At 67.9% G+C, this 22,302-nt stretch carries 28 protein-coding genes; 4 read left to right on the forward strand and 24 right to left on the reverse strand.

The features are described 5' to 3' along the window. The first annotated feature begins 1 nt into the window (after position 1). Positions 2-883 carry a hypothetical protein gene (locus tag QCD70_RS13185; protein ID WP_301216974.1) on the forward strand — a complete coding sequence of 294 codons (882 nt, stop codon included), beginning with the start codon at positions 2-4 and terminating at the stop codon, positions 881-883. 77 nt (positions 884-960) lie between these two features. Here the strand turns inward: QCD70_RS13185 and QCD70_RS13190 are convergent, their stop codons facing one another. The 3 genes from QCD70_RS13190 to groES all read right to left on the reverse strand — a co-directional run bounded on the left by QCD70_RS13190 (position 961) and on the right by groES (position 3,743). Further along, complete coding sequence (locus QCD70_RS13190; protein ID WP_301216976.1) at positions 961-2,229, reverse strand: ABC transporter substrate-binding protein; 1,269 nt, start codon at positions 2,227-2,229, stop codon at positions 961-963. A 140-nt stretch (positions 2,230-2,369) separates the two neighbouring features. Next, a complete protein-coding gene (gene rarD, locus QCD70_RS13195) occupies positions 2,370-3,326 on the reverse strand; it encodes an EamA family transporter RarD (RefSeq protein WP_301216979.1) in 957 nt (318 codons plus the stop codon). A gap of 120 nt (positions 3,327-3,446) precedes the next feature. Continuing rightward, entirely contained in the window at positions 3,447-3,743 is a 297-nt protein-coding gene (gene groES / locus QCD70_RS13200; protein WP_044440065.1) for a co-chaperone GroES, read from the reverse strand. A gap of 165 nt (positions 3,744-3,908) precedes the next feature. Here groES and QCD70_RS13205 point away from each other — a divergent pair, with 165 nt between their 5' ends. After that, positions 3,909-5,096 (forward strand): THUMP-like domain-containing protein, encoded by a 1,188-nt coding sequence (locus QCD70_RS13205; RefSeq protein ID WP_301216988.1) that lies wholly within the window; start codon positions 3,909-3,911, stop codon positions 5,094-5,096. Between the two features lie 57 nt (positions 5,097-5,153). On the opposite strand, the gene QCD70_RS13210 is transcribed toward QCD70_RS13205, so the two are convergent. The 10 genes from QCD70_RS13210 to glmS form a co-directional block, all read right to left on the reverse strand. After that, entirely contained in the window at positions 5,154-5,678 is a 525-nt protein-coding gene (locus QCD70_RS13210; protein ID WP_301216990.1) for a DUF4190 domain-containing protein, read from the reverse strand. 77 nt (positions 5,679-5,755) lie between these two features. Beyond that, entirely contained in the window at positions 5,756-6,082 is a 327-nt protein-coding gene (locus tag QCD70_RS13215) for a DUF4190 domain-containing protein (RefSeq protein ID WP_301216992.1), read from the reverse strand. A 10-nt stretch (positions 6,083-6,092) separates the two neighbouring features. Continuing rightward, positions 6,093-7,184 (reverse strand): tRNA (adenosine(37)-N6)-threonylcarbamoyltransferase complex transferase subunit TsaD, encoded by a 1,092-nt coding sequence (tsaD, locus tag QCD70_RS13220; protein ID WP_301216994.1) that lies wholly within the window; start codon positions 7,182-7,184, stop codon positions 6,093-6,095. Beyond that, positions 7,181-7,702: a ribosomal protein S18-alanine N-acetyltransferase gene (rimI, locus tag QCD70_RS13225; protein ID WP_301216996.1), complete on the reverse strand. Its 522-nt coding sequence runs from the start codon at positions 7,700-7,702 to the stop codon at positions 7,181-7,183. The genes tsaD and rimI overlap by 4 nt, the downstream gene beginning before the upstream one ends. After that, positions 7,699-8,316 (reverse strand): tRNA (adenosine(37)-N6)-threonylcarbamoyltransferase complex dimerization subunit type 1 TsaB, encoded by a 618-nt coding sequence (tsaB, locus tag QCD70_RS13230; protein WP_301216998.1) that lies wholly within the window; start codon positions 8,314-8,316, stop codon positions 7,699-7,701. The genes rimI and tsaB overlap by 4 nt, the downstream gene beginning before the upstream one ends. 45 nt (positions 8,317-8,361) lie before the next feature. Then, the gene (tsaE, locus tag QCD70_RS13235; protein ID WP_301217000.1) at positions 8,362-8,856 is read right to left on the reverse strand and encodes a tRNA (adenosine(37)-N6)-threonylcarbamoyltransferase complex ATPase subunit type 1 TsaE; all 495 of its coding nucleotides are present in this window, start codon (positions 8,854-8,856) and stop codon (positions 8,362-8,364) included. Then, positions 8,853-9,614, reverse strand: coding sequence for an alanine racemase (locus QCD70_RS13240; protein WP_301217002.1), 762 nt, complete (start codon positions 9,612-9,614; stop codon positions 8,853-8,855). Before QCD70_RS13240 ends, tsaE begins: the two co-directional genes overlap by 4 nt. Next, positions 9,611-10,714, reverse strand: coding sequence for an alanine racemase (gene alr / locus QCD70_RS13245; RefSeq protein ID WP_301217030.1), 1,104 nt, complete (start codon positions 10,712-10,714; stop codon positions 9,611-9,613). The genes QCD70_RS13240 and alr overlap by 4 nt, the downstream gene beginning before the upstream one ends. Further along, positions 10,711-11,067 (reverse strand): holo-ACP synthase, encoded by a 357-nt coding sequence (locus QCD70_RS13250; protein WP_301217032.1) that lies wholly within the window; start codon positions 11,065-11,067, stop codon positions 10,711-10,713. Before QCD70_RS13250 ends, alr begins: the two co-directional genes overlap by 4 nt. 9 nt (positions 11,068-11,076) lie before the next feature. Further along, positions 11,077-12,927: a glutamine--fructose-6-phosphate transaminase (isomerizing) gene (gene glmS, locus QCD70_RS13255; RefSeq protein ID WP_301217034.1), complete on the reverse strand. Its 1,851-nt coding sequence runs from the start codon at positions 12,925-12,927 to the stop codon at positions 11,077-11,079. 48 nt (positions 12,928-12,975) lie between these two features. On the opposite strand from glmS, the gene coaA reads away from it, so the two are divergent. Next, positions 12,976-13,932 (forward strand): type I pantothenate kinase, encoded by a 957-nt coding sequence (gene coaA, locus QCD70_RS13260; protein WP_301217036.1) that lies wholly within the window; start codon positions 12,976-12,978, stop codon positions 13,930-13,932. Between the two features lie 13 nt (positions 13,933-13,945). On the opposite strand, the gene QCD70_RS13265 is transcribed toward coaA, so the two are convergent. From QCD70_RS13265 to infA, 11 genes are all read right to left on the reverse strand, one after another. Next, positions 13,946-14,800: an SDR family oxidoreductase gene (locus QCD70_RS13265; protein ID WP_301217038.1), complete on the reverse strand. Its 855-nt coding sequence runs from the start codon at positions 14,798-14,800 to the stop codon at positions 13,946-13,948. Positions 14,801-14,838: 38 nt separating this feature from the next. Then, positions 14,839-16,203: a phosphoglucosamine mutase gene (gene glmM, locus QCD70_RS13270; protein WP_301217040.1), complete on the reverse strand. Its 1,365-nt coding sequence runs from the start codon at positions 16,201-16,203 to the stop codon at positions 14,839-14,841. Between the two features lie 41 nt (positions 16,204-16,244). Further along, positions 16,245-16,745: a 30S ribosomal protein S9 gene (rpsI, locus tag QCD70_RS13275; protein ID WP_044440056.1), complete on the reverse strand. Its 501-nt coding sequence runs from the start codon at positions 16,743-16,745 to the stop codon at positions 16,245-16,247. Positions 16,746-16,795: 50 nt separating this feature from the next. Beyond that, entirely contained in the window at positions 16,796-17,242 is a 447-nt protein-coding gene (gene rplM / locus QCD70_RS13280) for a 50S ribosomal protein L13 (protein WP_301217042.1), read from the reverse strand. Positions 17,243-17,452: 210 nt separating this feature from the next. Next, a complete protein-coding gene (gene truA, locus QCD70_RS13285) occupies positions 17,453-18,298 on the reverse strand; it encodes a tRNA pseudouridine(38-40) synthase TruA (RefSeq protein ID WP_301217045.1) in 846 nt (281 codons plus the stop codon). Between the two features lie 93 nt (positions 18,299-18,391). After that, positions 18,392-18,940, reverse strand: a complete 549-nt coding sequence (gene rplQ, locus QCD70_RS13290; protein WP_301217047.1) for a 50S ribosomal protein L17 — start codon at positions 18,938-18,940, stop codon at positions 18,392-18,394. 56 nt (positions 18,941-18,996) lie between these two features. Then, positions 18,997-19,986 (reverse strand): DNA-directed RNA polymerase subunit alpha, encoded by a 990-nt coding sequence (locus QCD70_RS13295; RefSeq protein WP_055927145.1) that lies wholly within the window; start codon positions 19,984-19,986, stop codon positions 18,997-18,999. A gap of 151 nt (positions 19,987-20,137) precedes the next feature. Next, entirely contained in the window at positions 20,138-20,536 is a 399-nt protein-coding gene (rpsK, locus tag QCD70_RS13300; protein WP_044440047.1) for a 30S ribosomal protein S11, read from the reverse strand. A gap of 50 nt (positions 20,537-20,586) precedes the next feature. Further along, entirely contained in the window at positions 20,587-20,961 is a 375-nt protein-coding gene (gene rpsM, locus QCD70_RS13305; RefSeq protein ID WP_055778034.1) for a 30S ribosomal protein S13, read from the reverse strand. A gap of 171 nt (positions 20,962-21,132) precedes the next feature. Beyond that, positions 21,133-21,249, reverse strand: coding sequence for a 50S ribosomal protein L36 (gene rpmJ / locus QCD70_RS13310; RefSeq protein ID WP_044440044.1), 117 nt, complete (start codon positions 21,247-21,249; stop codon positions 21,133-21,135). 85 nt (positions 21,250-21,334) lie between these two features. After that, positions 21,335-21,556: a translation initiation factor IF-1 gene (gene infA / locus QCD70_RS13315; RefSeq protein WP_022883252.1), complete on the reverse strand. Its 222-nt coding sequence runs from the start codon at positions 21,554-21,556 to the stop codon at positions 21,335-21,337. Positions 21,557-21,723: 167 nt separating this feature from the next. Between infA and QCD70_RS13320 the strand changes: the two genes are divergently transcribed. Then, a complete protein-coding gene (locus tag QCD70_RS13320; protein ID WP_301217084.1) occupies positions 21,724-22,287 on the forward strand; it encodes a CDP-archaeol synthase in 564 nt (187 codons plus the stop codon). Positions 22,288-22,302: the final 15 nt, after the last annotated feature.

Raw genomic sequence — 22,302 nt, forward strand, 5'->3', positions numbered from 1 at the left:
CATGCTGAGGCCCGGCACCCGCGCCCCACGAATCGCCCTCATGGGCGCCGTGGCGGCCGGGGTGCTGGGCCTTTCCGCGTGCCAGGCACCCGCCCGGCTCGACGCCCTCCCCAAAAGCGTGACCGTCGGCATCCAGCAGAATCGCGACGACTACGGGCCGAGGCGGCTCGAGATCAAGGTCGCCAACGGTGGCGACGGCGCCATCACGGTCACACGGGCGACCCTCGAGAGCTCCGTCTTCGCGACCGAGGCGTCCACCGAACGGGCATCGGAGATTCCTGACGGGGTGACCCGCGATCTGCGGGTGGTGCTCGGAGAGACCGTGTGCGCCCCGGGAACGCCCGAGGACACACGGGTGCGGATCGAGTTCGAGACGTCCGACGGGCGGGCCGGAGAGGCCACGGTGACGCCGGGCGATAGATTCGGCGCGATCGCGCGCGTGCACGCCCAGGACTGCCTCGAGGAGACGACGCTCTCGATCGTCGACATCGTTCCGGCGGACACGCTGCGCGTGGTGGATGTCGCCGGCGTTCCGACGGCGCAGCTCGACATCGCGATCACGCCTCGCGGGGCATCGGGTGCCGCCGGCGCCGTGACGATCGATGCGATAGGCCGCACGATCCTCATCAGGCCGCCCGCGGCCGACTCCTGGCCGGTCGGGGCCACCTACACCGCCTCCGACCCGGCCTCCGTCGTCACCCTCGACATCGTGCCCAACAACTGCAACACGCACACGGTCGCCGAGGACAAGAGGGGTACATTCTTCCCCTTCGAGGTGACGACCGACTCTGGCGGCGAGGGAACCTTCTACATCGGCGTGACCGACGCGGTACGCGGTCAGATCTACGACTACATCGCCCACGACTACTGCCACTGGAGCTGACGGCCCCTCGCCGCCGCAGGCACGACGAAGGGGCCCGGTCCGAAGACCGAGCCCCTCTTCTCTAACAGGTCAGAGAATTAGTCGAGCTTGCCGAAGACCTGCTCCTCGAAGGAGGTCTTGTTGCCGGTGTCGTACTTGTAGATCGACACGTAGGCCTCGGTCGGGTCGCCGTTCTCGTCGAACGTGATGGGGCCCGAGAGACCCTCGTAGTCGATGTCTTCGCCATCGGCGATGAGCTTGGCGCAGTCGGCGAACGACTCGCACTTGGTGCCCTCTTCAGAGACCGACTGCAGGTTGTCCTTGATGGTCGCACCGTCGGTCGCGCCACCCTGGAGGGAGGCGAGAGCCAGCAGCGTGGTGGCGTCGTAGGACTCGGCGGCGTAGCTGAACACGGTCAGCTCGTCGTTGCCCTGCTCCTTGACGAGGGCCTGGAGCTTGTCCTGGAACTCGGTCTTGGCCTCGACGCCGGGGTTGGTGAACTGCGCACCCGCGATGTCGACGTTGGTGTCTTTATCGGTGATGACGCCGTAGTTTCCGTCGGTGCCGTAGAACTTCGAGAAGTCGAAGCCCTTCGCCGCGAGCTGCTCGGCGATGGTCTTGATCTCGTCGAACGAGATGACGACCAGGGCGTCGGGGTCGGTCGCGAGAACGCTGGTGAGTGCCGAGTTGAAGTCGGTGGATGCCGGCTCGAAGGTCTCTTCCGCGCCGACGGTGGCGCCGCCCGCCTCGAGGGCTGCCTTGACGTTCTCCTCGAGACCGGTGCCGTAGGCGTCGTTCATGTAGAGGATCGAGACGTTGGTCTTGCCGTCCTTGATGATCTTGTTTCCGAGGATGCGACCCTGGAGGACATCGGACGGGGCGGTGCGCCAGTAGTATCCGTCGTCTTCGTACGACGTGAAGTCGGGCGAGGTGTTGGCGGGCGAGATCTGGATGACGCCGGCCTGGGTGACCTGGTCGATGAACGTCTTCGAAACGCCCGACGATGCGGCACCGACGATGGCGGAGACGCCATCGGCGAGGAGCGAGGTCGCCGACTGCGAGGCGATGTCGGTGGTGGTGTCGCCCGAGTCCTTCTGGGTCACGTCGATCGTGAGGCCGGCTTTGGCGTCATTGATGTCTTTCGCGGCCAGGTCGACACCGGCGATCTCGGGCGGGCCGAGCACAGCGAGCGTGCCGGTCTGGGGAAGGATCGTGCCGATCTTGAGGGACAGGTCACCGGAGTCGCTGCCGCTGTCGGTCGAGCCGCTCGAGCAGCCGACGAGAACGAGCGCGCTGATTCCCAGGATGGCCGCGCCACCCAGGGTGGTCTTCAGCGACCGGGAACCGGTCTTGGCGAATACGCCCATGATGCTCCTTGAATGTGATTGTTTTGTGGTGCACGGCATAACGAAGTTGGCCGTGCTGTAAAGCTAACGGCCCAAAGTCGCACCGACAATACATTCCTGTTACGGGCGTGTAACGCGACCCAATCGTTACCTTCTCCCCGTCAGACCGGCTCAGAGACGGGCATCCGGCCTGCTCTCGACGTTCTGATCATGTCGACGGTGAGCACGATCAGGGCGAGCCAGACGAGACCGAAGCCGAGCCATCTCTCGAGCGGCATGGGCTCGCCCATGATGAACACTCCGAAGAGGAACTGCAGGATCGGGGCCACGTACTGGATGAACCCCATGTAGATGAGCGGCAGCCGCTTCGCCGCCGATGCGAAGAGCAGCAGGGGAACCGCGGTGATGACTCCCGCGCCGATCATGAGCGCGACGTGGGCGGCGCCCGAGGATCCGAACGCGAGGCCCGGTGCGGTCGATGCCACGACGATGGCCTGCACCGCCGCCACGGGAAGGAGCCAGAGCGTCTCGAGGGTGAGGCCCGACACGGCATCGACGGAGGGACCGACCCTCTTCTTCACGAAGCCGTAGAGCCCGAAGGAGAACGCCAGGATCAGGGCGATCCACGGAACCGAGCCGAAGCCGACGGTCAGCACTCCCACGGCGATCACGCTGATTCCGAGCGCCACCCACTGGGCGATGCGCAGTCGCTCGCCCAGGATCACGACGCCGAGCAGGATGGTGACGATCGGGTTGATGAAATAACCGAGCGCGGTCTCCACCACGTGCCCGGTCGTGGCGCCGATCACGTAGGTCTGCCAGTTCACATAGATCAGCACGCCTGCGAGGCCCATCGTGAACAGCAGCCGCGGCTGGCGCACGATGGCCAGGAACGCCGGCCAGGCGCGCGTCACGGTGATGACGAGGGCGCAGAAGGCCAGCGAGAAGAAGATGCGCACGGCCACGATCTCGAACGGGCCCGAGGGAAGCAGCAGCAGGAAGTAGGCGGGGAGGAAACCCCACATCGTGTAGGCGCCTACGGCGTAGAGGATGCCCGACCGCGACGGCTGCTCGTCGGTCTGCGGGGCTGAGGCGGGAGGGACGGCGGGGCGGGACACTCAACGAATGCTACCTCCGGCACCGAGCGCCGAACCTCGCCCGACAACGAAAAAGACCCGGATGGCAGAGCCATCCGGGTCTTTGTCTGTTTAGCGAGGTTCGCTAACACATGTCGTAGGTCAGCGAACGACCACGGCGAGCACGTCGCGAGCCGACAGCACGAGCAGGTCTTCTCCGCCGTACTTGACCTCGGTTCCGCCGTACTTGGAGTAGATGACCTTGTCGCCCACGGCGACGTCGATCGGAACGCGGTTGCCGTTGTCGTCGACGCGACCGGGACCCACGGCCACGACCTCGCCTTCCTGGGGCTTCTCTTTGGCAGTGTCAGGGATGACCAGGCCCGAAGCGGTGGTCTGCTCCGCCTCGACCTGGCGGATGACGATGCGATCCTCGAGCGGCTTGATGGAGACCGACACGGTTGACCTCTTCTTTCTTCACGTCTGATTAGCACACTCACACCGAGAGTGCTAAGACGAGTTTAGGGGGTGCACTGGCACTCGGTCAATCCGAGTGCCAACCGGCAACGGCACGCCGCGCCCCATGACTGACGTCTAGGCTGACGGGGTGAACAGGCTCAACGAATGAACAAGGACGAGCTCGGCCTGGTGATGACGTCGACGGCCCTGCGCCTGCTCGACTCCCTTCCGCCGTACAGCGATTCCACCGACATCGTGAAGACCGTCGCCGCGCTCCGCCGCGACGGACACCCGGCCGACCTCGTGTCGGCGGTACTCACCCAGTCGCGTCTGCGGGCGAAGGCTACGGCCAAGTTCGGGGAGTTCGCATCGCGAATGCTGTTCACCGAGGCGGGTCTCGAGCAGGCCACGCGCCTGCGGGTCGCCGCACTCCATGCCGGCCGATACCAGAGCGCCGGCATCCGGAGCGTGGCAGACCTGGGGTGCGGCATCGGTGCCGATGCGCTGGCCTTCGCCGCGCTCGACCTCGACGTGCAGGCCGTCGAGCTCGACGAGGTGACCGCGGCGATCGCCTCGTACAACCTCGCGCCGTTCACCAACGTGACGGTGAGCCTCGGCGACGCCGCAGACCACGACCTCGCCTCGGTCGAGTCCGTCTACCTCGACCCGGCCCGACGCACGGCAGGGCACGCGGATACCAGGCGCCTGCCCGACCCGCGCGACTACTCCCCCTCCCTCGACTTCGCGTTCGGCGTGGCCCGCAGGCTGCCGACGGGCATCAAGCTCGGCCCCGGGTTCGACCGGTCGCTCATCCCCGACGAGGCCGAGGCCCAGTGGATCTCGGTCGACGGCCAGCTCGTCGAGAACAGCCTGTGGTTCGGCTCGCTCGCGCGACCCGGCATCGCCCGCAGTGCGCTCGTGCTGCGCGGCGGGGCCAGCGCCGAGCTGGTCGCAGAGGGCGACAGTCCCGACGCCGAGACGGGCGAACTCGGCACCTACCTGTACGAACCGGACGGTTCCGTCATCCGGGCACGCCTGATCGGTGATCTCGCGCGGTCGCTGGGCGCCCGCATGCTGAGCGAGCAGATCGCCTACCTCACCTCCGACGACCTGGTCTCATCGCCGTTCGTGGCGGCGTTCCGCGTCGTCGACACCCTTCCCAGCGACGAATCGAAGCTGAAGAAGGAGCTGCGGCGTCGAGGCATCGGTCGGCTCGAGATCAAGAAGCGCGGCGTCGACATCGACCCGGCCGTTCTGCGGCGACGGCTGTCGTTGTCGGGCGACGGCGAGGCGACCCTGGTGCTGACCCGTGTGGCCGGTCGGCACACGGCCATCCTCGCCGAGCGCGTCTGACCCTCGACGAAAAAAACGCCCTCCGTCAGACGACGGAGGGCGTTTCGGGTGAATGACTCAGTAGCTGCTGTACCCGGAGGACGCAGCCGACACGAAGATGAGCACCCAGACGATGCCCCAGATGACCGAGATGCCGATGCCTGCGAAGCCCGTGATGATCGCGGTGAGCCAGAAGCCCTTCGCGGCCGGCTCACGCTTCTTGCCGAGGAATCCGAGGACGACGGCACCGATCGAGAAGATCAGACCGAAGCCACCGCTGAACAGCGAGATGACGACGCCGACGATACCGGCGATCATGCCGATGAGGCTGAGGGTCTTCGGAGCAGCGGCGACCGGCGAGTAGGGCTGGCCGTAGGGAGCGGCGCCGTTCGGAGCCTGCGCGTAGGGGTTGGCCGGAGGCGCCTGCTGGTAGCTCGGTGCTCCGTACGACGGAGTCGACTCGGCGGGCGGCGTGTAGGCGGGCGGCGCGGAGGGCGCGCTCGGCGCGCCGTAGCTGGGTGCCGCGGGCGCGGACGGAGCGGTGGGAGGCAGCGGGGGGACCGACGGCGTGCCCTCGGTCGACGGGGTATTGGGATCAGTCATGGGTCCACCCTACTGAAGCCCAGTCACCCACATCTACGGGACACCCCGATTAGCCGACGCCCGGCACGCCCGTGGGATCAGAACGTTGTGGGCGGCGTCGGGCCCGAGTTCACGAACACGACGAGCGCCACGAGCGCCGCGACGGTCGCGACGAACCCCAGATATCCGAGAATGAGGCCGACGATGGCGAACACCAGGCCGGACTGCCGGCGGCGGCGAACCTGCACGATGCCGATGTGACCGAGCACGATGGCGACGGGCGAGATGAGCAGGATGCCGGTGATGGCCGCGAAGAGGGCCGGCATGTTGAGCGTCCTGCGGGCCGGCGCGGACGCGGGAGGAGACGACGGCTGGGCCGTGGCCGGATCGGGCGAGTACGGCGCGAAAGCAGGCTGGCTCGACATGGAACCGAGCCTATCCGACCTGGATCTCGGTGACAGGCAGGGTCGAGTCGGCGCCGAATCCGAGCCCCGAGGGCGCGTGCCCCGCCATGATCAGCTGCGCCCCGAGGGCCGCGATCATGGCTCCGTTGTCGGTGCACAGGCTCAGGGGCGGGATGCGCAGGGCGACCCCCGCAGACGCGGCACGCGCTGCGGCGACCTCGCGGACCCGCGCGTTGGCCACGACGCCGCCACCCAGAAGGAGACGCGGAACCCCGTACTCGGCGCAGGCAGCGAGGGCCTTGGTGATCAACACGTCGACGACCGCCTCGCGGAAGCTCGCCGCCACGTCGGAGAGGGGAACATCCTCGCCCGCGTCCTGCTTCTTCTCGACCCAGCGGGCGACGGCCGTCTTCAGGCCGGAGAAGGAGAAGTCGTAGCGGTGGGCCTCGTGGTCTTTCGGCAGGCTCAGCCCGCGGGGGAACCGGATGGCCTTGGGATCGCCGCCGACGGCCGCCCGGTCGATCTCCGGCCCGCCGGGGTAGGGCAGCCCGAGCAGGCGGGCGACCTTGTCGAAGGCCTCCCCCGCGGCGTCGTCGATGGTCTCGCCCAGAAGCTCGACGTCGGACACCAGGTCGCGAACGAGGAGCAGCGACGTGTGCCCACCCGACACGAGCAGGGCGATGGTGGGGTACTGGATCGGCGCCTCGTCGCCCGCGAGCGCGTCGACAGCCCCGTCGACCGGGGCTCGCAGAACGTCGGCGCCGACATGGCCGACGAGGTGGTTGACGGCGTAGATCGGCTTCTCCAGCGCCAGCGCCAGCGCCTTCGCCGCGCCGACTCCGACCATGAGCGCACCCGCGAGGCCGGGTCCGCTGGTGACGGCGATCGCGTCGATCTCGTCGAGGGTCACGCCGGCGTCGGCCAGAGCGGTCGTGATGGCGGGCGTCATGGCCTCGAGGTGCGCCCGCGCGGCGACCTCCGGGACGACTCCCCCGTAGCGCGCGTGCTCGTCCATCGACGAGGAGATCGTGTTGCTCAGCAGGGTGGTGCCCCGCACGATTCCGACACCGGTCTCGTCGCACGACGTCTCGATGCCCAGAACGAGGGGGTTCTCGGTGTTCACGGTTCGATCTCCTCGACCTGGTCTGCGCCCGTCCACCGAGTCTGAGGCTGCGGAACCGCAGCTCGCATGACGATGGCGTCGACGTTGTCGGGCTGGTAGTAGCCGGCTCGCACTCCGAGGCGCTCGAAGCCCAGCGACTCGTAGAGCGCCTCGGCATGAGGATTGTCTGCGCGCACCTCGAGGAACACCTCCCGGGCACCGCGACGACGCGCCTCGTTCAACAGGCTCGTCATCAGCACACGACCGAGACCGTTCCGGCGGGCCTCGGGAGCGACGGCGATGGTCTGGATGTCGCCCTCCTTCGCCCCGCGGGGAGCGAGAAGACCGGCGTAACCCGCGATCGTCGTGCTCGAGGGAGGGTCGGAGGCGGGCAGCGCGACGACGTAGTAGCAGTGCTCGCTCGCGAGGTCGGCCCTCATCGCGTCGGGGGTCCACGCGTCGGTCGTGAACACGCTCGACTCGATGCGCATGATGGCGTCGAGGTCGTCGACACCGGCCCGGCGCAGCTGCCAGGTCACCGGGTCACCCGCTTGATGCCGGATGGCATGGTCACGTCGGGCGAGCGCAGGTAGAGCGCGTCGTCGGATGCGAGGGGCCTGCCCGCCTCGACGAGGGCGGCCGCGGCCAGGGCGAGCTGCGCGGCGGGGATCTCGGCCGCATCCACTCGCCGGGCGTGCGTGTGCGGAAGCGAGTCGGGCCGGGCGAGTCCGGGGCCGTCGATGCGTACGGGCTCGGCGCCCGACAGCTCGTACAGCGACCAGAAGACCTCTTTGCGGCGGGCGTCGGTCACCACGATCACCGTGTCCGAGGCGCCGGCGAGCGCCTGCTGGAGCGCCACGGCGTCGGCGCTGACCATCGGAAGCAGCGGGAGCCCCGCGCCGAGGGCGAAGGTGCGCGCGGCCGCGATGCCGACCCGAAGGCCGGTGAAGGGCCCGGGGCCCATGCCCACGACGACACCGTCGAGCGCGGACGGCCTCACCGCGGCGGCCTCGAGCACCTCGGCGAGCAGGGTGCCGATCACCTCGGCGTGCCTCATGGTGTCGGGCGTCGACCGTTCGGCCACGATGCGGCCGGTCGACGGGTCGACGATGGCGACGGAGGTACCCGCGGAAGTGTCGATGGCCAGAAGCACGTGTTCCAGATTAGCCGCCCGGGAGCAGCCCCGGCCCCCCGCCGCTCACTGCCAGCGGGGGCCCACGCCGTCGATGGTGACCGTACGCGGTTCGATCGGCTCCTCGTCGTCGCGGCCATCGGCATCCGGGTCGTCGGATGCGCCGCGCGGCCGGTCGATCGTGATCGACAGCCACGAGTCGGTCAGCTCCTCGATGAGGCCCGCGCCCCACTCGACGACCACGATCGAGCGGGCGAAGTCGATGTCGAGGTCGTCGAGCTCCACCGCGGTCGAGAGCCGATAGGCGTCGACGTGCACGAGGGCGGGCGCGCCCGGGTCGAGGCGCGGATGCGTGCGCGCCAGCACGAAGGTCGGGCTCGTCACCGCGCCCCTCACCCCGAGCGCCTGGCCGAGACCGCGGGTGAAGGTGGTCTTGCCCGCGCCCAGTTCGCCCGTGAGCAGAACCACGTCGCCGGCGGCGAGCCACGAGGCCACCTCGTGCGCGAGTTGCGCCATCTGCTCGGGCGTCTCGATGGTCGTCTGCCTGTTCACGGCGCTCATCGGTTCACCTCTCGATCGATGTAGCGACGGGGTACGCGACGACCGATGCGGGCGAGGATCTCGCCGGCCGTCGACCGGGTCGCCTCGGCCCAGTCGGCCGCCGTGGGCTCGCCGTCGACGCCGGCACCGAAGGCGACGGCGCGGTCGCCGGGAGCGACCTGCGCGTCGCCGACGTCGAGCACGACCTGATCCATGGCGATGCGCCCGACGATGGGATACTGCGTGCCTCCCACGGCCATGCGGCCCGAGCCTGTGGCCGCCCGGGGAAGGCCGTCGGCGTAGCCGAGGGGAACGAGCGCCAGCGTCGTCTCCCGCGGCGTGCGGTAGACGAAGCCGTAGGAGACTCCGTGGCCCTCCGGCACCCTCTTGACCGAGAGCACGGGAGCGGACACGCGCATGACCGGCACGACCCCCTCGGGCGCCCCGTCGGTGAGCTCCATGCCGAACCCGAAGGCGGCGATGCCGGATCCTGCGGGAGGAACGGCGAACCTCCTCGTATGCCAGCAGCGCACGTCGATGCCGATGTGCGCTTCGGCGATGGCGTCGGCGTCGGCCTGGTCTCGCACGCTGAGGATGTCCGCGCCCGACTCGGCCGCCGCACGCGCGAGCGGCACGAGTCCGTGGCCATAGGCATCCGCCGTCATGTCGATCACGAGGGGGCCGCCGACCGCGCGGGCCGCGAGGAGCGCCACGTTGAGTCGGAACGCGACGAGATCGACGGCCGCCTCGCGACCGAGCCCCGAGTCGGTGCCGGTCATGAGGTGTACTCCCTGGCCACGCGCCCGCCCAGACGGGTGACGATCTCGTAGTTGATCGTGTCGGCGGCCCTGGCCCAGTCATCGACGGCGGTGAATCCCCCTTCAGGGTCGCCGAAGAGCGTCACGGTGTCTCCGCGCACGACGTCGACGCCCGGCGACACGGGTTCGACGACGAGGTGATCGGACTCGATGCGGGTCACGAGCAGCGAGCCGGCATCGCCGGTGACATGGATGCGGCCTGCGGCCTGCGGAGGTATCCCGTCGCCGTAGCCCAGGGGCACGATGCCCGAGTGAGCTGCAAAATCGGCGTCGGACGACGGGGCGACGGCGACCACGGTGCTGCGCAGCGTCATGGCCGGCTGCAACCCGAGCTCGGCGGATCCTCCGTCGTCGAAGGGAGAGAGCCCGTAGGCGCCGATGCCGACGCGCACCAGGTCGAGCCGCATGGGCGGCAGGCGGAGAGTCGCGGCCGTCGACGCCAGGTGCCGCAGCTGGGGCTGAAGGCCCGCGCGCCGCGCGGCCTCGATGCCGCGATGGAGTCGCTCGAGCTGCCGGGCATCCTCCGAGTCGTCTGCGTTCGCGAGGTGACTGAAGATGCCGCGCACGCGCAGCAGTCCGGCGAGCTCGAGCCGACGAGCCTCGGCGAAAAGGTGGACCCAGTTCGGCTCGTCGGCACCGTTCCGCCCCAGCCCGGTGTCGAGCTTGAGATGAACGGAGGCCGGACCATCGCCGACAGCCTGCTGTGCCCGGGCGACCGAGTCGAGCTGGGCGAGGTCGCTCACCCCGATGTCGATGCCGGCATCGATCGCCGCCGTGAAGTTCTCGTGCGACTCGTGCAGCCACGCGAGCACGGGCGCATCGATGCGCGCGTCGCGAAGCTCGAACGCCTCGGCGAGATCGGCGACGCCGAGCCAGGCGGCGCCGCCCTCGATCGCCGCGCGGGCCACCTCGACCGCACCGTGGCCGTAGCCGTTGGCCTTGACCACGACCATGACCTGGGCTCCGTCTGCGAGCGAGACGAACCGGGAGACGTTCCGGGCGACGGCCGACAGGTCGATGATCGCCACCGACTCCGAAGCCGCGCCGTCTGCGACGGTCACGGCGTGCGCTCCGCGACGACGAAGGCGAACGCCGAGTCGCCGTCGTGGCTGAGCGAGAGGTGGATGACCCCCACACCGCGAGCGCGCGCGGTCTCTGCGACCTGTCCGCCGAGAAGGAACGACGGCTTTCCGTCCTCGTCGGTCACGACCTCCATGTCGTGCCAGCGGAATCCCGAGGAGTCTCCGAGCGCCTTGATGAGCGCCTCCTTGGCGGCGAACCGGGCGGCGAGCGACCGAGGCGACCTCCGGCGTTCGCCCTCGGCGAACAGCCGCTCGACGAGACCCGGCGTGCGGTCGATCGACCCCACGAACCGGGGCACGTCGACCAGGTCGACGCCGATGCCCACGATCACCGCAGGCCCCTACTCGACGGTGACGGACTTGGCCAGGTTGCGCGGCTGGTCGACGTCGAGCCCCTTGGCCGTCGCCAGTTCCATGGCGAAGATCTGCAGCGGAATGACGGCCAGGAGCGGCTCGAACAGCGGGCCGGCGAGCGGGATGCGGAAGACCTCGGACGCGTACGGCAGCACGGCCACGTCGCCCTCTTCGGCGATCGCCAGCACCTTGGCGCCTCGGGCCTTGATCTCCTGGATGTTCGACACGACCTTGGCGTGCAGCGAGTTGGGGTGGCGCGGGCTCGGCACCACGACGAACACGGGCTGCCCCGGCTCGATCAGCGCGATGGGGCCGTGCTTGAGCTCGCCGGCCGCGAATCCCTCGGCGTGGATGTAGGCCAGCTCTTTCAGCTTCAGCGCGCCCTCGAGGGCGACGGGGAAACCGACGTGGCGCCCGAGGAAGAGAACGGCGCGCGAGTCGCTCATCCAGTTGGCCAGCTCGGTGATGTCGCCGTGCTGCTCGAGCACCCAGCGGATCTTGTCGGGAATGCCCTGGAGCTCGACGATCGAGCTCGCGATCGTCTCGTCGTCGAGGGCCTGTCGCACTCGCGCGAGGTGCAGGCCGAAGAGGTAGAGCGCGGTGATCTGGGCGATGAACGCCTTGGTCGACGCGACGGCGACCTCGGGGCCCGCGTGCGTGTAGATGACGGCGTCGGACTCGCGCGGGATGGTGGCGCCCTGGGTGTTGCAGATCGAGAGGGTGCGGGCGCCCTTGGCCTTGGCCTCCTGAACGGCGACCAACGTGTCCATGGTCTCGCCGGACTGGCTGATCGAGATGACGAGGGTGCCCTCGTTGACGACCGGGTCGCGGTAGCGGAACTCGTGCGAGAGCTCGACCTCCACGGGGATGCGGGCCCACTTCTCGATGGCGTACTTGCCGAGCATCGCCGAGTAGGCGGCGGTGCCGCAGCCCAGGATCACGATGCGGTCGATCGAGGTGAGCAACGAATCGATGCCCTCGAGCTCGCCCAGCACGACGTGGTCGTTGTGGATGCGGCCCAGAAGGGTGTTCGAGACGGCCTCGGGCTGCTCGCTGATCTCCTTCGCCATGAAGCTCGACCAGCCGCCCTTCTCGACGGCGGAGGCGTCCCACGACACCTCGTACTCGTGGGCCTCCACACCGTTGCCGGCGAAGTCGGTGACCGAGACGGAGTCGGGGGTGATCGTGACGATCTGGTCCTGGCCGATCTCCATGGCGCGCCGCGTGTGCTCGATGAAGGCGGCGACGTCGGAGCCGAGGAAGTTCTCGCCGTCTCCGAGGCCGATGACGAGGGGCGAGTTGCGGCGAGCGCCGACGACGACACCCGGCTCGTCCTGGTGCAGGGCCAGCAGCGTGAACGCACCCTCGAGGCGGGCGACGACACGGCCGAGCGCGGCGGAGAGACCGCCCTCGCCCTCGAGGTACTCCCGACCCAGCAGCTTGGCGGCGACCTCGGTGTCGGTCTCGCTCTCGAAGGTGTACCCGTCGGCGAGCAGCTCGTCGCGCAGAACGGCGAAGTTCTCGATGATGCCGTTGTGGATCAGGGCGATGCGGCCGTCGGCACTGAGGTGCGGATGCGCGTTGACATCGGTGGGGCCACCGTGCGTCGCCCAGCGGGTGTGGCCGATGCCCGTGCGCCCGTCGGTGAGAGCGGATGCCTCCAGGTCGGCGGCCAGGACGGCCAGCTTTCCCGCGCGCTTGCGGGTCACGAGGTCACCCGAGTCGGTGATGATCGCCACGCCCGCGGAGTCGTATCCCCGGTACTCGAGGCGACCCAGACCGCCCATCAGAACATCGAGACTGGAGTTGTTACCGACATAACCTACGATTCCGCACATCCCTCGAGTTTACGGCCTGCCCGGAGCGTGGGGCACAATGGGTGGTCTATGGCTGACACCGGGCACGCACCCCATTCCACGGGCCACCCGACGCCCTTCCGCGAGATCGACCGCGGCGACTGGGCGGCTCTCGCCCCCTCGACGCCCCAGCCTCTGTCCGAGACCGAGATCGTTCAGTTGCGCGGGCTCGGCGAACCTCTCGACATGACCGAGGTGTCGGAGGTCTACCTGCCGCTCAGCCGTCTGCTCAACCTGTACGCGGCCGGGGCGAAGCGACTGCACGCATCCACCAGCGACTATCTCGGCGACCGGCAGACGGCGACGCCGTTCGTCATCGGCGTGGCCGGCTCCGTCGCCGTCGGCAAGTCGACGATCGCGCGCCTTCTTCGAGAGCTCCTGGCCCGCTGGTCGGACACGCCCCGGGTCGAACTCGTCGCCACAGACGGATTCCTGTATCCCAACGCCGAGCTGACGCGTCGCGGCATCATGCATCGCAAGGGCTTCCCCGAGTCGTACGACCGGCGCGCCCTGCTCCGGTTCATCAGCGCGGTCAAGAGCGGTGTGCCCGAGGTGCGCGCCCCGTTCTACTCCCACCTCGCCTACGACATCGTGCCGGAGGCGCAGATCGTCGTGCGGCAGCCCGACATCCTGATCGTGGAGGGTCTGAACGTGCTGCAGCCGCCCCTGCCGGGCCAGGGCCTCGCGGTGAGCGACCTGTTCGACTTCTCGATCTACGTGGATGCGCGCACGAGCGATATCGCGAGCTGGTACGTCGATCGCTTCCTGGCCCTCAAGCGCGGAGCCTTCGCGAACCCGAACTCGTTCTTCCACCGCTACGCGCAGCTGAGCGACGACGACGCCCGCTCGACGGCCGCCGAGATCTGGCGCTCGATCAACGAGCCCAACCTTGTCGAGAACATCCAGCCCACCAAGTCGCGCGCGACCCTGGTGCTGCGCAAGTCGTCGACCCACGCGGTCGACAGGGTGCTGCTGCGCAAGATCTGACCACCCACGCGTCTCATCTCAGCGAGAAGCCGCCGTCGCTCGTGAGAACCTGGCCGACCATCCAGCGGCCCTCGTCCGAGACGAGCCACGCGATCAGGCGGGCGGGGTCGCTGGGCAGCCCGAAACGACCGAACGGCATCGCACGCAGCACCCCTTTTTTGACCTCGGCCGATCTGTCCGTGGGCTCGTCGTCGAGGTACCCCGTATTCACCGGGCCGGGGTTGACCGTGTTCAGCAGAATCCCCCGGGTCAGGAGCTCGGCGGCGACCGTCGGGGTGATGCCCGCGAGAGCCGCCTTGCTCGTGGCGTAGGCCACCTCCCCCGGCATCGGACCCTCGTGCTGCCCGGAGGTCATCCAGATCACCCGACCCGTGGCGCTCTCGTCGATCGGACCGAACGACTCCGGCGCGAACTGCTCGGCGAAGTGACGCGTCAGCAGCAGTGTCGAACGCGCGTTGACCGACCAGTGGGCGTCGAGACTCTCCGGCGTCATGTCGAAGATGGACCCGTCTCCGCCGCTGCGCGCGTGATTGCAGATCAGGATGTCGAGACGGCCGAATGCGTCGACCGCCGCCTCGATGAGTCGGCGGGGCGCCGTGGGCTCCGCGAGGTCGAGGCCCCAGTCGCCGAAGTCCGCGCCCGGGGTCAGGGCCGAACGGACCGCCACGCGAACGGAGTCGATGTCGTCTGCTCCCCACGGCTGGTCCGCATCGTGGGGCGAGTAGTGCTGCACGAAGACGTTCGCCCCGAGCTCGGCGAGCCGACGGCTCACACCGAGTCCGATGCCGCGGCGACGCGACACCCCGGTGACGAGAGCCGTGCGACCGGCCAGAGGCAACGACGACGAGGGATCGGCAGGCACGTTCATGCCGCCAAGGCTACGCCGAGCGCGCGTTCAGCGGCAGGTCAGAGACCGAGACGCTCGCGGACGACGTCGGCCAGGCTGTGCGCGATGCGGTCGGCGGTGGCCTGGTCGGCCGCTTCGACCATGACGCGCACGAGCGGCTCCGTGCCGGATTTGCGCAACAGTACGCGGCCGGTGTCGCCCAGTTCGGCCTCTGCGGTGCGCACGGCCTCGGCGAGCACCTCGTCGGTGTGCACGGCGTGGTGGTCGACGTTCTTCACGTTGACCATGATCTGCGGGTACACCGTCATGACGCTCGCGAGCTCGGCCAGCGTCTTGCCACGCCAGGCCATCTCGGCGACGAGGTGGAGGCCGGTGAGGATGCCGTCGCCCGTGGTGCCGAAGTCGCTCATGATCACGTGGCCCGACTGCTCGCCTCCCAGCGAGTAGTTGTGGGCGTTCATCTCTTCGAGCACGTAGCGATCGCCGACACTCGTCTGGAGAACCCGGATGCCGTTCTGCTTCATCGCGACGAGAAGGCCGAGGTTGCTCATGACCGTGGCGACGAGGGTGCTGTCGCGCAGGGCGCCGCGCTCGTTCATGCCGATCGCGAGGATCGCCATGATCTGGTCGCCGTCGACGATGGTGCCGTCGCGGTCGACGGCGAGGCAGCGGTCGGCGTCGCCGTCGTGGGCGATTCCGACATCGGCTCCGTGAAGCAGCACTGCTTCGGCGAGTTTGTCGAGGTGGGTCGAGCCCACTCCGTCGTTGATGTTGAGGCCGTCTGGATCGTCACCGATCACGGTGACGCGCGCCCCGGCATCCGTGAACACCTGCGGCGAGACCCCGGCGGCCGCGCCGTTGGCGCAGTCGAGCACCACATGCAGGCCGTCGAGCCTGTGCGGGAGGCTGGCGAGGAGGTGGATGACGTAGCGGTCCTCGGCATCGGCGAAGCGCCGGATGCGGCCGACGTCTTTGCCCGTGGGAGCCTTCTTCGGCCCTGACATGGCGGCTTCGATGCGGTCTTCGACCTCGTCGGGCAGCTTGGTGCCGCCGCGAGCGAAGATCTTGATCCCGTTGTCGGGAGCGGGGTTGTGCGAGGCCGAGATCATGAAGCCGAAGTCGGCGTCGATGTCGGCGATGAGGAATGCGATGGCCGGGGTGGGGATCACTCCCGCGTCGAGCACGTCGACGCCGGAGCTTGCGAGCCCGGCGGCCACTGCCGCGGTGATGAACTCGCCCGAGATCCGAGGATCGCGTGCGACCACCGCAACAGGACGCCTCCCCGTCGCCGCGCGAGCGGCCGCACTGCGGCCCTGCCCAAGGACCACCGCGGTGGCCTGGGCGAGGGAGAGCGCGAGGTCGGCAGTGAGGTCGGCGTTCGCGAGTCCGCGAACGCCATCCGTGCCGAACAGACGGGGAGGCATGTGTGTTGCTGAGTTCTAAAGCAGTCGGGGAACGACTGCGATTAGCGCTTGGAGAACTGAGGAGCCTTGCGGGCCTTCTTGAGACCGGCCTTCTTGCGCTCCTTGACGCGTGCGTCGCGGCTGAGGAAGCCCGCCTTCTTCAGCGTGGCGCGGTTGTTCTCTTCGTCGATCTCGTTCAGCGCGCGGGCGATGCCGAGGCGAAGCGCACCAGCCTGACCCGAGGGGCCGCCACCGGAGATCTTGGCGACGACGTCGTAGCTGCCGAGCAGGTCGAGCACCTTGAAAGGGTCGGTGATGAGCTGCTGGTGGAGCTTGTTCGGGAAGAAGTCGGCGAACTCACGGCTGTTGACCGTGATGGTGCCGGCGCCCGGAACGAGGCGCACGCGGGCGATGGCCTGCTTGCGACGGCCGACGGCCGCTCCTGAAACAGTGAGCGCGGGGCGCGGGGCTGCCTGTGCGGCGGCCTCGGCGGGCGTCTCGGTGGAATAGCTCTGCTGCTCCTCGGTGGGAGCAACGTCAATCTGGTCTGCGATCTTCGCCACGATGGTTACGAATCCTTAGCTTGTCTTAGAAGAAGTGTCTGGGCCGGTCGCTACTGGGCGACCTGGTCGAGGGTGTACGGCGTCGGCTGCTGTGCAGCGTGAGGGTGCTCGGAGCCGGTGTACACCTTGAGCTTCGTCAGCTGGGCGCGACCGATCGAGTTCTTCGGGAGCATTCCGCGAACAGCCTTCTCGATGGCACGAGTCGGGTTCTTCTCGAGGAGCTCGGCGTACGTCATCGAGGACAGTCCGCCCGGGTAGCCCGAGTGGCGGTAGGCCCGCTTCTGCGCGAGCTTGGCGCCGGTGAGGGCGACCTTCTCCGCGTTGATGATGATGACGAAGTCACCCATGTCCATGTGGGGGGTGAAGGTGGCCTTGTTCTTGCCGCGGAGGATGATCGCGGCGTGGCTGGCGAGGCGGCCGAGGACTACGTCTTCGGCGTCGATGATGACCCAGTTGCGGGTGACCTCGCTGATCTTGGGGGAATAAGTGCGCGTCACAGTATTACTGCTTTCTTTGTCGAAATGAGGAGTCCGTGAAATCCCACTCCGGTGGCGTGTTCCTGCGGACGATATGAGATCGGCCTCGGGCGAGAAGCCCGGGAACGCGGCCCGTGGAGGGCTCAAGTTCGGGCGCCACACGAAGCTGCGTGGACACCAAGAATCGAGACTAGCCTATTTGCGGCCATACCGCGACTGCGGGGGCGTGCGTCACGTGCGTCTGGCTCGGGTCTGCAGGGCACGGGCGGCGAGACCGGATGCGTCGGGGTAGCCCACTTCGCGCAGGATCAGGCCGCGCGCCGGCATGACCTTGAAGGCACTCGTGCGCTCGAGCGCGTCGCTCAGCGACACGAGTCCGCTCGTGTCGAAGCGCCCCTCCCCCACGGCGACGCAGGCCCCGACCAGCGCCCGCACCATGCTGTGGCAGAACGCGTCGGCCTGCAGCCTCGACACCAGCACGCCCTCGTCATCTCGCTGCCACGTGAAGGACTGAAGCGACCGGATGGTCGTCGCGCCCTCCCTCGGCTTGCAGAACGAGGCGAAGTCCCTCAATCCGAGCAGGCTCTGCGCGGCCTCCTGCATCAGGGCGACATCGAGAGAGCCCGTGTAGGCGGCGGTAAAGGTGCGTTCCAGCGGATTGCGCTCGGTGGACGCATCGGCCAGGCGGTACTCGTAACGGCGCCACGTGGCGGAGAAGCGCGCGTCGAAGCTCTCGTCGGCCCTCCCGCTCGACGTGACCACGACATCCGACGTCGAGCCGAGCACCCCGTTGATACGCCGGGCCAGAGCCTCCGGCGCGACCCGCGCGGCCTGAGCCGGCGTCAGATCCAGGTGGGCGACCTGCCCTGTCGCGTGCACCCCGGCATCCGTTCGCCCGGCGACCACCAGCGTGGGCGCGGGGCCGTGCCGGTGGTAGATGGTGTCGAGAGCCTGTTCGAGCGCCCCCTGCACGGTGCGGAGCTCGGGCTGCTTCGCCCAGCCGGAGAAGCCCGTGCCGTCGTACGCGATGCCGAGACGCACACGTACGAGGTCTTCTGCACTCGGCTCGAGCGTCATGTCACTTCTCCGGTCGGTCATCGTCAAAGAGCATAGAACGAGAGAACGCCCCGTCATCCGAGCGGATGGCGGGGCGTTCGCAGGTGGTGCTGACTACTTGGCGTCGTCGGCCTTTGCTGCTGCGTCGGCCTCGACCTCGGCAGCGGCGTCGGTCACGACCTCGTCTTCGACGGGGGCGCTCTCTTCGACGGTCTCGGTCTCCTCGACTGGGGCGTCTTCGACAGGAGCCGCGACGGGAGCGTCGGCGACCTTCTTGGACTTCGACTTCGACGGCGTCTTCACGACGGGCTCGAGAACGAGCTCGATCTGGACCATCGAGGCGTTGTCGCCCTTGCGGAAGCCGAGCTTCGTGATGCGGGTGTAGCCGCCCTCACGCTCGGCGACCAGCGGAGCGATCTCGGTGAAGAGCTCGTGAACGACGCTCTTGTCGCCGATGACGCCGAGAACGCGACGACGAGCGTGCAGGTCTCCGCGCTTGGCGAACGTGATCAGACGCTCGGCGACCGGACGCAGGCGCTTGGCCTTGGTCTCGGTGGTCTTGATGCTCTTGTGGGTGAAGAGGGCGGCAGCCAGGTTGGCGAGCAGCAGGCGCTCGTGCGCCGGTCCGCCACCGAGACGGGGTCCCTTGGTGGGCTTAGGCATGGTGTTTCTCCAGAATCAGTTCAGGTGTGTGGGGTTCGTGGGAGCGCGTCGAGCGACTAGATGTTCTCGTCGTCGTAGCCGCCGTAGAAGTGGGCTCCGTCGAATCCGGGAACCGTGTCCTTCAGCGACAGGCCAAGCTCCACGAGCTTGTCCTTGACCTCGTCTACCGACTTCTGGCCGAAGTTGCGGATGTTCATCAGCTGCGTCTCGCTCAGGGCGACGAGCTCGCTCACCGTGTTGATTCCCTCACGCTTGAGGCAGTTGTACGAACGGACCGACAGGTCGAGGTCTTCGATCGGAACCGCGAGCTCGCTGGAGAGGACGGCGTCGACCGGCGCGGGGCCGATCTCGATGCCCTCTGCGGCGGTGTTGAGTTCGCGGGCCAGACCGAACAGCTCGGTCAGGGTTCGTCCGGCCGATGCGATGGCGTCGCGCGGCGTGATGGCGTTCTTCGTCTCGACGTCGACGACCAGGCGGTCGAAGTCGGTGCGCTCACCGGCACGAGTCGCCTCGACGCGGTAGGTCACCTTGAGAACGGGCGAGTAGATCGAGTCGACCGGAATCTGGCCGGCCTCGGAGAACTCGCTGCGGTTCTGAGTGGCCGAGACGTATCCACGACCGCGCTCGATGATGAGCTCGAGCTCGAACTTCGCCTTCTCGTTGAGCGTGGCGATCACGAGGTCGGGGTTGTGGATCTCGACACCGGCGGGAGCCGAGATGTCGGCGGCCGTGACCTGGCCCGACGCGTGCTTGCGCAGGTAGGCGGTGATCGGCTCGTCGTGCTCGCTCGAGACGACGAGGCCCTTGATGTTCAGGATGATCTCGGTGACGTCTTCTTTCACACCGGGGATCGTCGAGAACTCGTGCAGCACTCCGTCGAGACGGATGCTGGTGACAGCGGCTCCGGGGATCGACGAGAGCAGGGTGCGACGGAGCGAGTTGCCGAGCGTGTAGCCGAAACCGGGCTCCAGGGGCTCGATGACGAACCGCGAGCGGAATTCGGAGATGTTTTCTTCGGTGAGCGTGGGGCGCTGTGCAATAAGCACTATTGATTCCTTTCGGCCAGATGTCCGCTATATGACACCTGCAGTGACAACCGGGTGGCGGGCCCGGCCGGTTATTGAGTTATGAAACCACGTACAACCCGTCGATCGGAGAATGGGAAAAATCCCATTCTCCGATCGGCGGTTGGCTTACTTAGACGCGACGGCGCTTCGGCGGGCGGCAACCGTTGTGCGCCTGCGGGGTGACGTCGTTGATCGATCCGACCTCGAGGCCTGCGGCCTGGAGCGAGCGGATGGCGGTCTCGCGACCCGATCCCGGTCCCTTGACGAAGACGTCGACCTTCTTGACGCCGTGCTCCTGCGCCTGGCGGGCGGCGGACTCGGCGCTCAGCTGAGCGGCGAACGGGGTCGACTTGCGCGATCCCTTGAATCCTACGGTTCCCGACGAGGCCCAGCTCAGGACAGCGCCCTGCGGGTCGGTGATGGTGACGATGGTGTTGTTGAACGTCGACTTGATGTGGGCCTGGCCCACGGCGATGTTCTTCTTCTCTTTACGACGCGGCTTACGAGCGGCCGATTTTGGTGCTGCCATTGTTTTCTCCTAAAACGTTTATGGCGATGCGTGAGGCGCGGGGCCTCTCGCTATCGGGCCTTCTTCTTGCCGGCGACGGTGCGCTTCGGGCCCTTGCGGGTACGAGCGTTGGTCTTCGTGCGCTGTCCGTGAACGGGCAGGCCACGACGGTGACGGACACCCTGGTAGCTTCCGATCTCGACCTTGCGGCGGATGTCTGCTGCGACCTCGCGACGAAGGTCACCTTCTACCTTGAAGTTGCCTTCGATGTAGTCGCGCAGAGCGATGAGCTGGTCATCGCTGAGATCCTTGACCCGGATGTCGCCCGAGATGTCGGTGTCGGCCAGAGTCTTGAGGGCGCTGGTGCGACCGACTCCGTAGATGTAGGTGAGTGCGACTTCCACGCGCTTGTCGCGCGGAATGTCTACGCCTGCTAGACGTGCCATGGTGGTGGCTCCTGTTGATGAGTGGAGGTCTGCAGCAGAACCGGTGCCGCGGCCTCCGACCGCGGGTGTCCCCGATCGGCGAGCCGATCGGATCTGGTTCTGCTGTTGTGTTGTGTGGGGTGGAGCTGGTGGCCCTCGCGGGCCGCTGACCCTGACGGGCCGGTCGGCTGCTTAGCCCTGGCGCTGCTTGTGGCGCGGGTTGCTCTTGCAGATGACCATCACGTTGCCGTTGCGGCGGATGACACGGCAGTGCTCGCACATCGGCTTGACGCTGGGGTTGACCTTCATGATGTTTTCCTTGTTTTCGCTGTCTTCGTACCCGGAGGATGCCCCGGGCCGTTACTTTCCAGCGTTCGAATCGCTCGGGTGAGCGTTACTTGTAGCGGTAGACGATTCGACCGCGGGTCAGGTCGTAGGGGCTCAGCTCCACGATCACCCGATCCTCAGGGAGGATTCGGATGTAGTGCTGACGCATCTTGCCCGAAATGTGGGCGAGTACTTTGTGTCCGTTGGTCAGCTCAACACGAAACATCGCGTTGGGCAGAGCCTCGACCACTGCGCCTTCGATTTCGATGACACCGTCTTTTTTGGCCATTACTCACTATCGCTAAAGTTATTGATTGCTGGTCGTGCGTTGGATGGGTGTGTGCGACGGGCCCGTGGGCTCGAACGCGGCACGCCGAAAAGGGCGTACAAACACCAAAGATCGAGCTTAGGTGATATGAGCCTTTCTGGCAAGTCGATCCCGGTACGATTCAGGGGATGTCCGCCCTTCACTTCGCCTCGCAGCTCGTCTCGCTGCTCGCCACCGTCCTCCTGCCGGGCGTCGTGCTGATCGTCGTGCTCAAGCAGGGCTGGATGCGACGGCTCGCCGTTCCGATCGACGCCGGCTCCGTCTGGCGCGACGGGCGCCCGGTGTTCGGGCAGACGAAGACCTGGCTCGGCGTCGTGATCTACGTCGGAGGCGCCGCGGTCGTCGCCGGCGTGCTGGGCCATCCCGACCTCGCCTCCTGGGTTGCCCCCGTTCTCAGCGGCTCCCGCTCGGCGGCCATCGGCTTCGCCATCGGCGTGGCCTACGTGCTCGGCGAGCTGGTGAACAGCTTCGTCAAGCGCCGGCTCGGAATCGCCTCGAGCGTCGAGACGTCGTCGCGCTGGCGGGGCGTGCAGCGCGTCGCCGACCTGGCCGACGGCATCGTGGCCGTCTCGGTGCTGCTCGTCGCGCTCGGCTCCTCTCCCCTGCTGGTCGCCGCCACCGCGCTCGTCGGCGTGGCCGTGCACGCGGCGACCGACCTGGCGATGCACCGCCTGCGGCTCAAGTCGCGCTGACTCCCGAGTCGCACG

Origin of the sequence: Agreia sp. PsM10, from assembly GCF_030433855.1 — a bacterium.
In the GTDB taxonomy this organism is placed as follows: domain Bacteria; phylum Actinomycetota; class Actinomycetes; order Actinomycetales; family Microbacteriaceae; genus Agreia.

Excerpts from the sequence above, each read along its gene's own strand:
- QCD70_RS13185 (WP_301216974.1), top strand. The coding sequence starts at position 2 with ATGCTGAGGCCCGGCACCCGCGCCCCACGAATCGCCCTCATGGGCGCC.
- QCD70_RS13190 (WP_301216976.1), bottom strand. The coding sequence starts at position 2,229 with ATGGGCGTATTCGCCAAGACCGGTTCCCGGTCGCTGAAGACCACCCTG.
- QCD70_RS13205 (WP_301216988.1), top strand. The coding sequence starts at position 3,909 with ATGAACAAGGACGAGCTCGGCCTGGTGATGACGTCGACGGCCCTGCGC.
- QCD70_RS13210 (WP_301216990.1), bottom strand. The coding sequence starts at position 5,678 with ATGACTGATCCCAATACCCCGTCGACCGAGGGCACGCCGTCGGTCCCC.
- QCD70_RS13215 (WP_301216992.1), bottom strand. The coding sequence starts at position 6,082 with ATGTCGAGCCAGCCTGCTTTCGCGCCGTACTCGCCCGATCCGGCCACG.
- tsaE (WP_301217000.1), bottom strand. The coding sequence starts at position 8,856 with ATGAGCGCCGTGAACAGGCAGACGACCATCGAGACGCCCGAGCAGATG.
- QCD70_RS13240 (WP_301217002.1), bottom strand. The coding sequence starts at position 9,614 with ATGACCGGCACCGACTCGGGGCTCGGTCGCGAGGCGGCCGTCGATCTC.
- glmS (WP_301217034.1), bottom strand. The coding sequence starts at position 12,927 with ATGTGCGGAATCGTAGGTTATGTCGGTAACAACTCCAGTCTCGATGTT.
- coaA (WP_301217036.1), top strand. The coding sequence starts at position 12,976 with ATGGCTGACACCGGGCACGCACCCCATTCCACGGGCCACCCGACGCCC.
- QCD70_RS13265 (WP_301217038.1), bottom strand. The coding sequence starts at position 14,800 with ATGAACGTGCCTGCCGATCCCTCGTCGTCGTTGCCTCTGGCCGGTCGC.
- glmM (WP_301217040.1), bottom strand. The coding sequence starts at position 16,203 with ATGCCTCCCCGTCTGTTCGGCACGGATGGCGTTCGCGGACTCGCGAAC.
- truA (WP_301217045.1), bottom strand. The coding sequence starts at position 18,298 with ATGACGCTCGAGCCGAGTGCAGAAGACCTCGTACGTGTGCGTCTCGGC.
- rplQ (WP_301217047.1), bottom strand. The coding sequence starts at position 18,940 with ATGCCTAAGCCCACCAAGGGACCCCGTCTCGGTGGCGGACCGGCGCAC.
- rpsK (WP_044440047.1), bottom strand. The coding sequence starts at position 20,536 with ATGGCAGCACCAAAATCGGCCGCTCGTAAGCCGCGTCGTAAAGAGAAG.
- rpsM (WP_055778034.1), bottom strand. The coding sequence starts at position 20,961 with ATGGCACGTCTAGCAGGCGTAGACATTCCGCGCGACAAGCGCGTGGAA.
- rpmJ (WP_044440044.1), bottom strand. The coding sequence starts at position 21,249 with ATGAAGGTCAACCCCAGCGTCAAGCCGATGTGCGAGCACTGCCGTGTC.
- infA (WP_022883252.1), bottom strand. The coding sequence starts at position 21,556 with ATGGCCAAAAAAGACGGTGTCATCGAAATCGAAGGCGCAGTGGTCGAG.
- QCD70_RS13320 (WP_301217084.1), top strand. The coding sequence starts at position 21,724 with ATGTCCGCCCTTCACTTCGCCTCGCAGCTCGTCTCGCTGCTCGCCACC.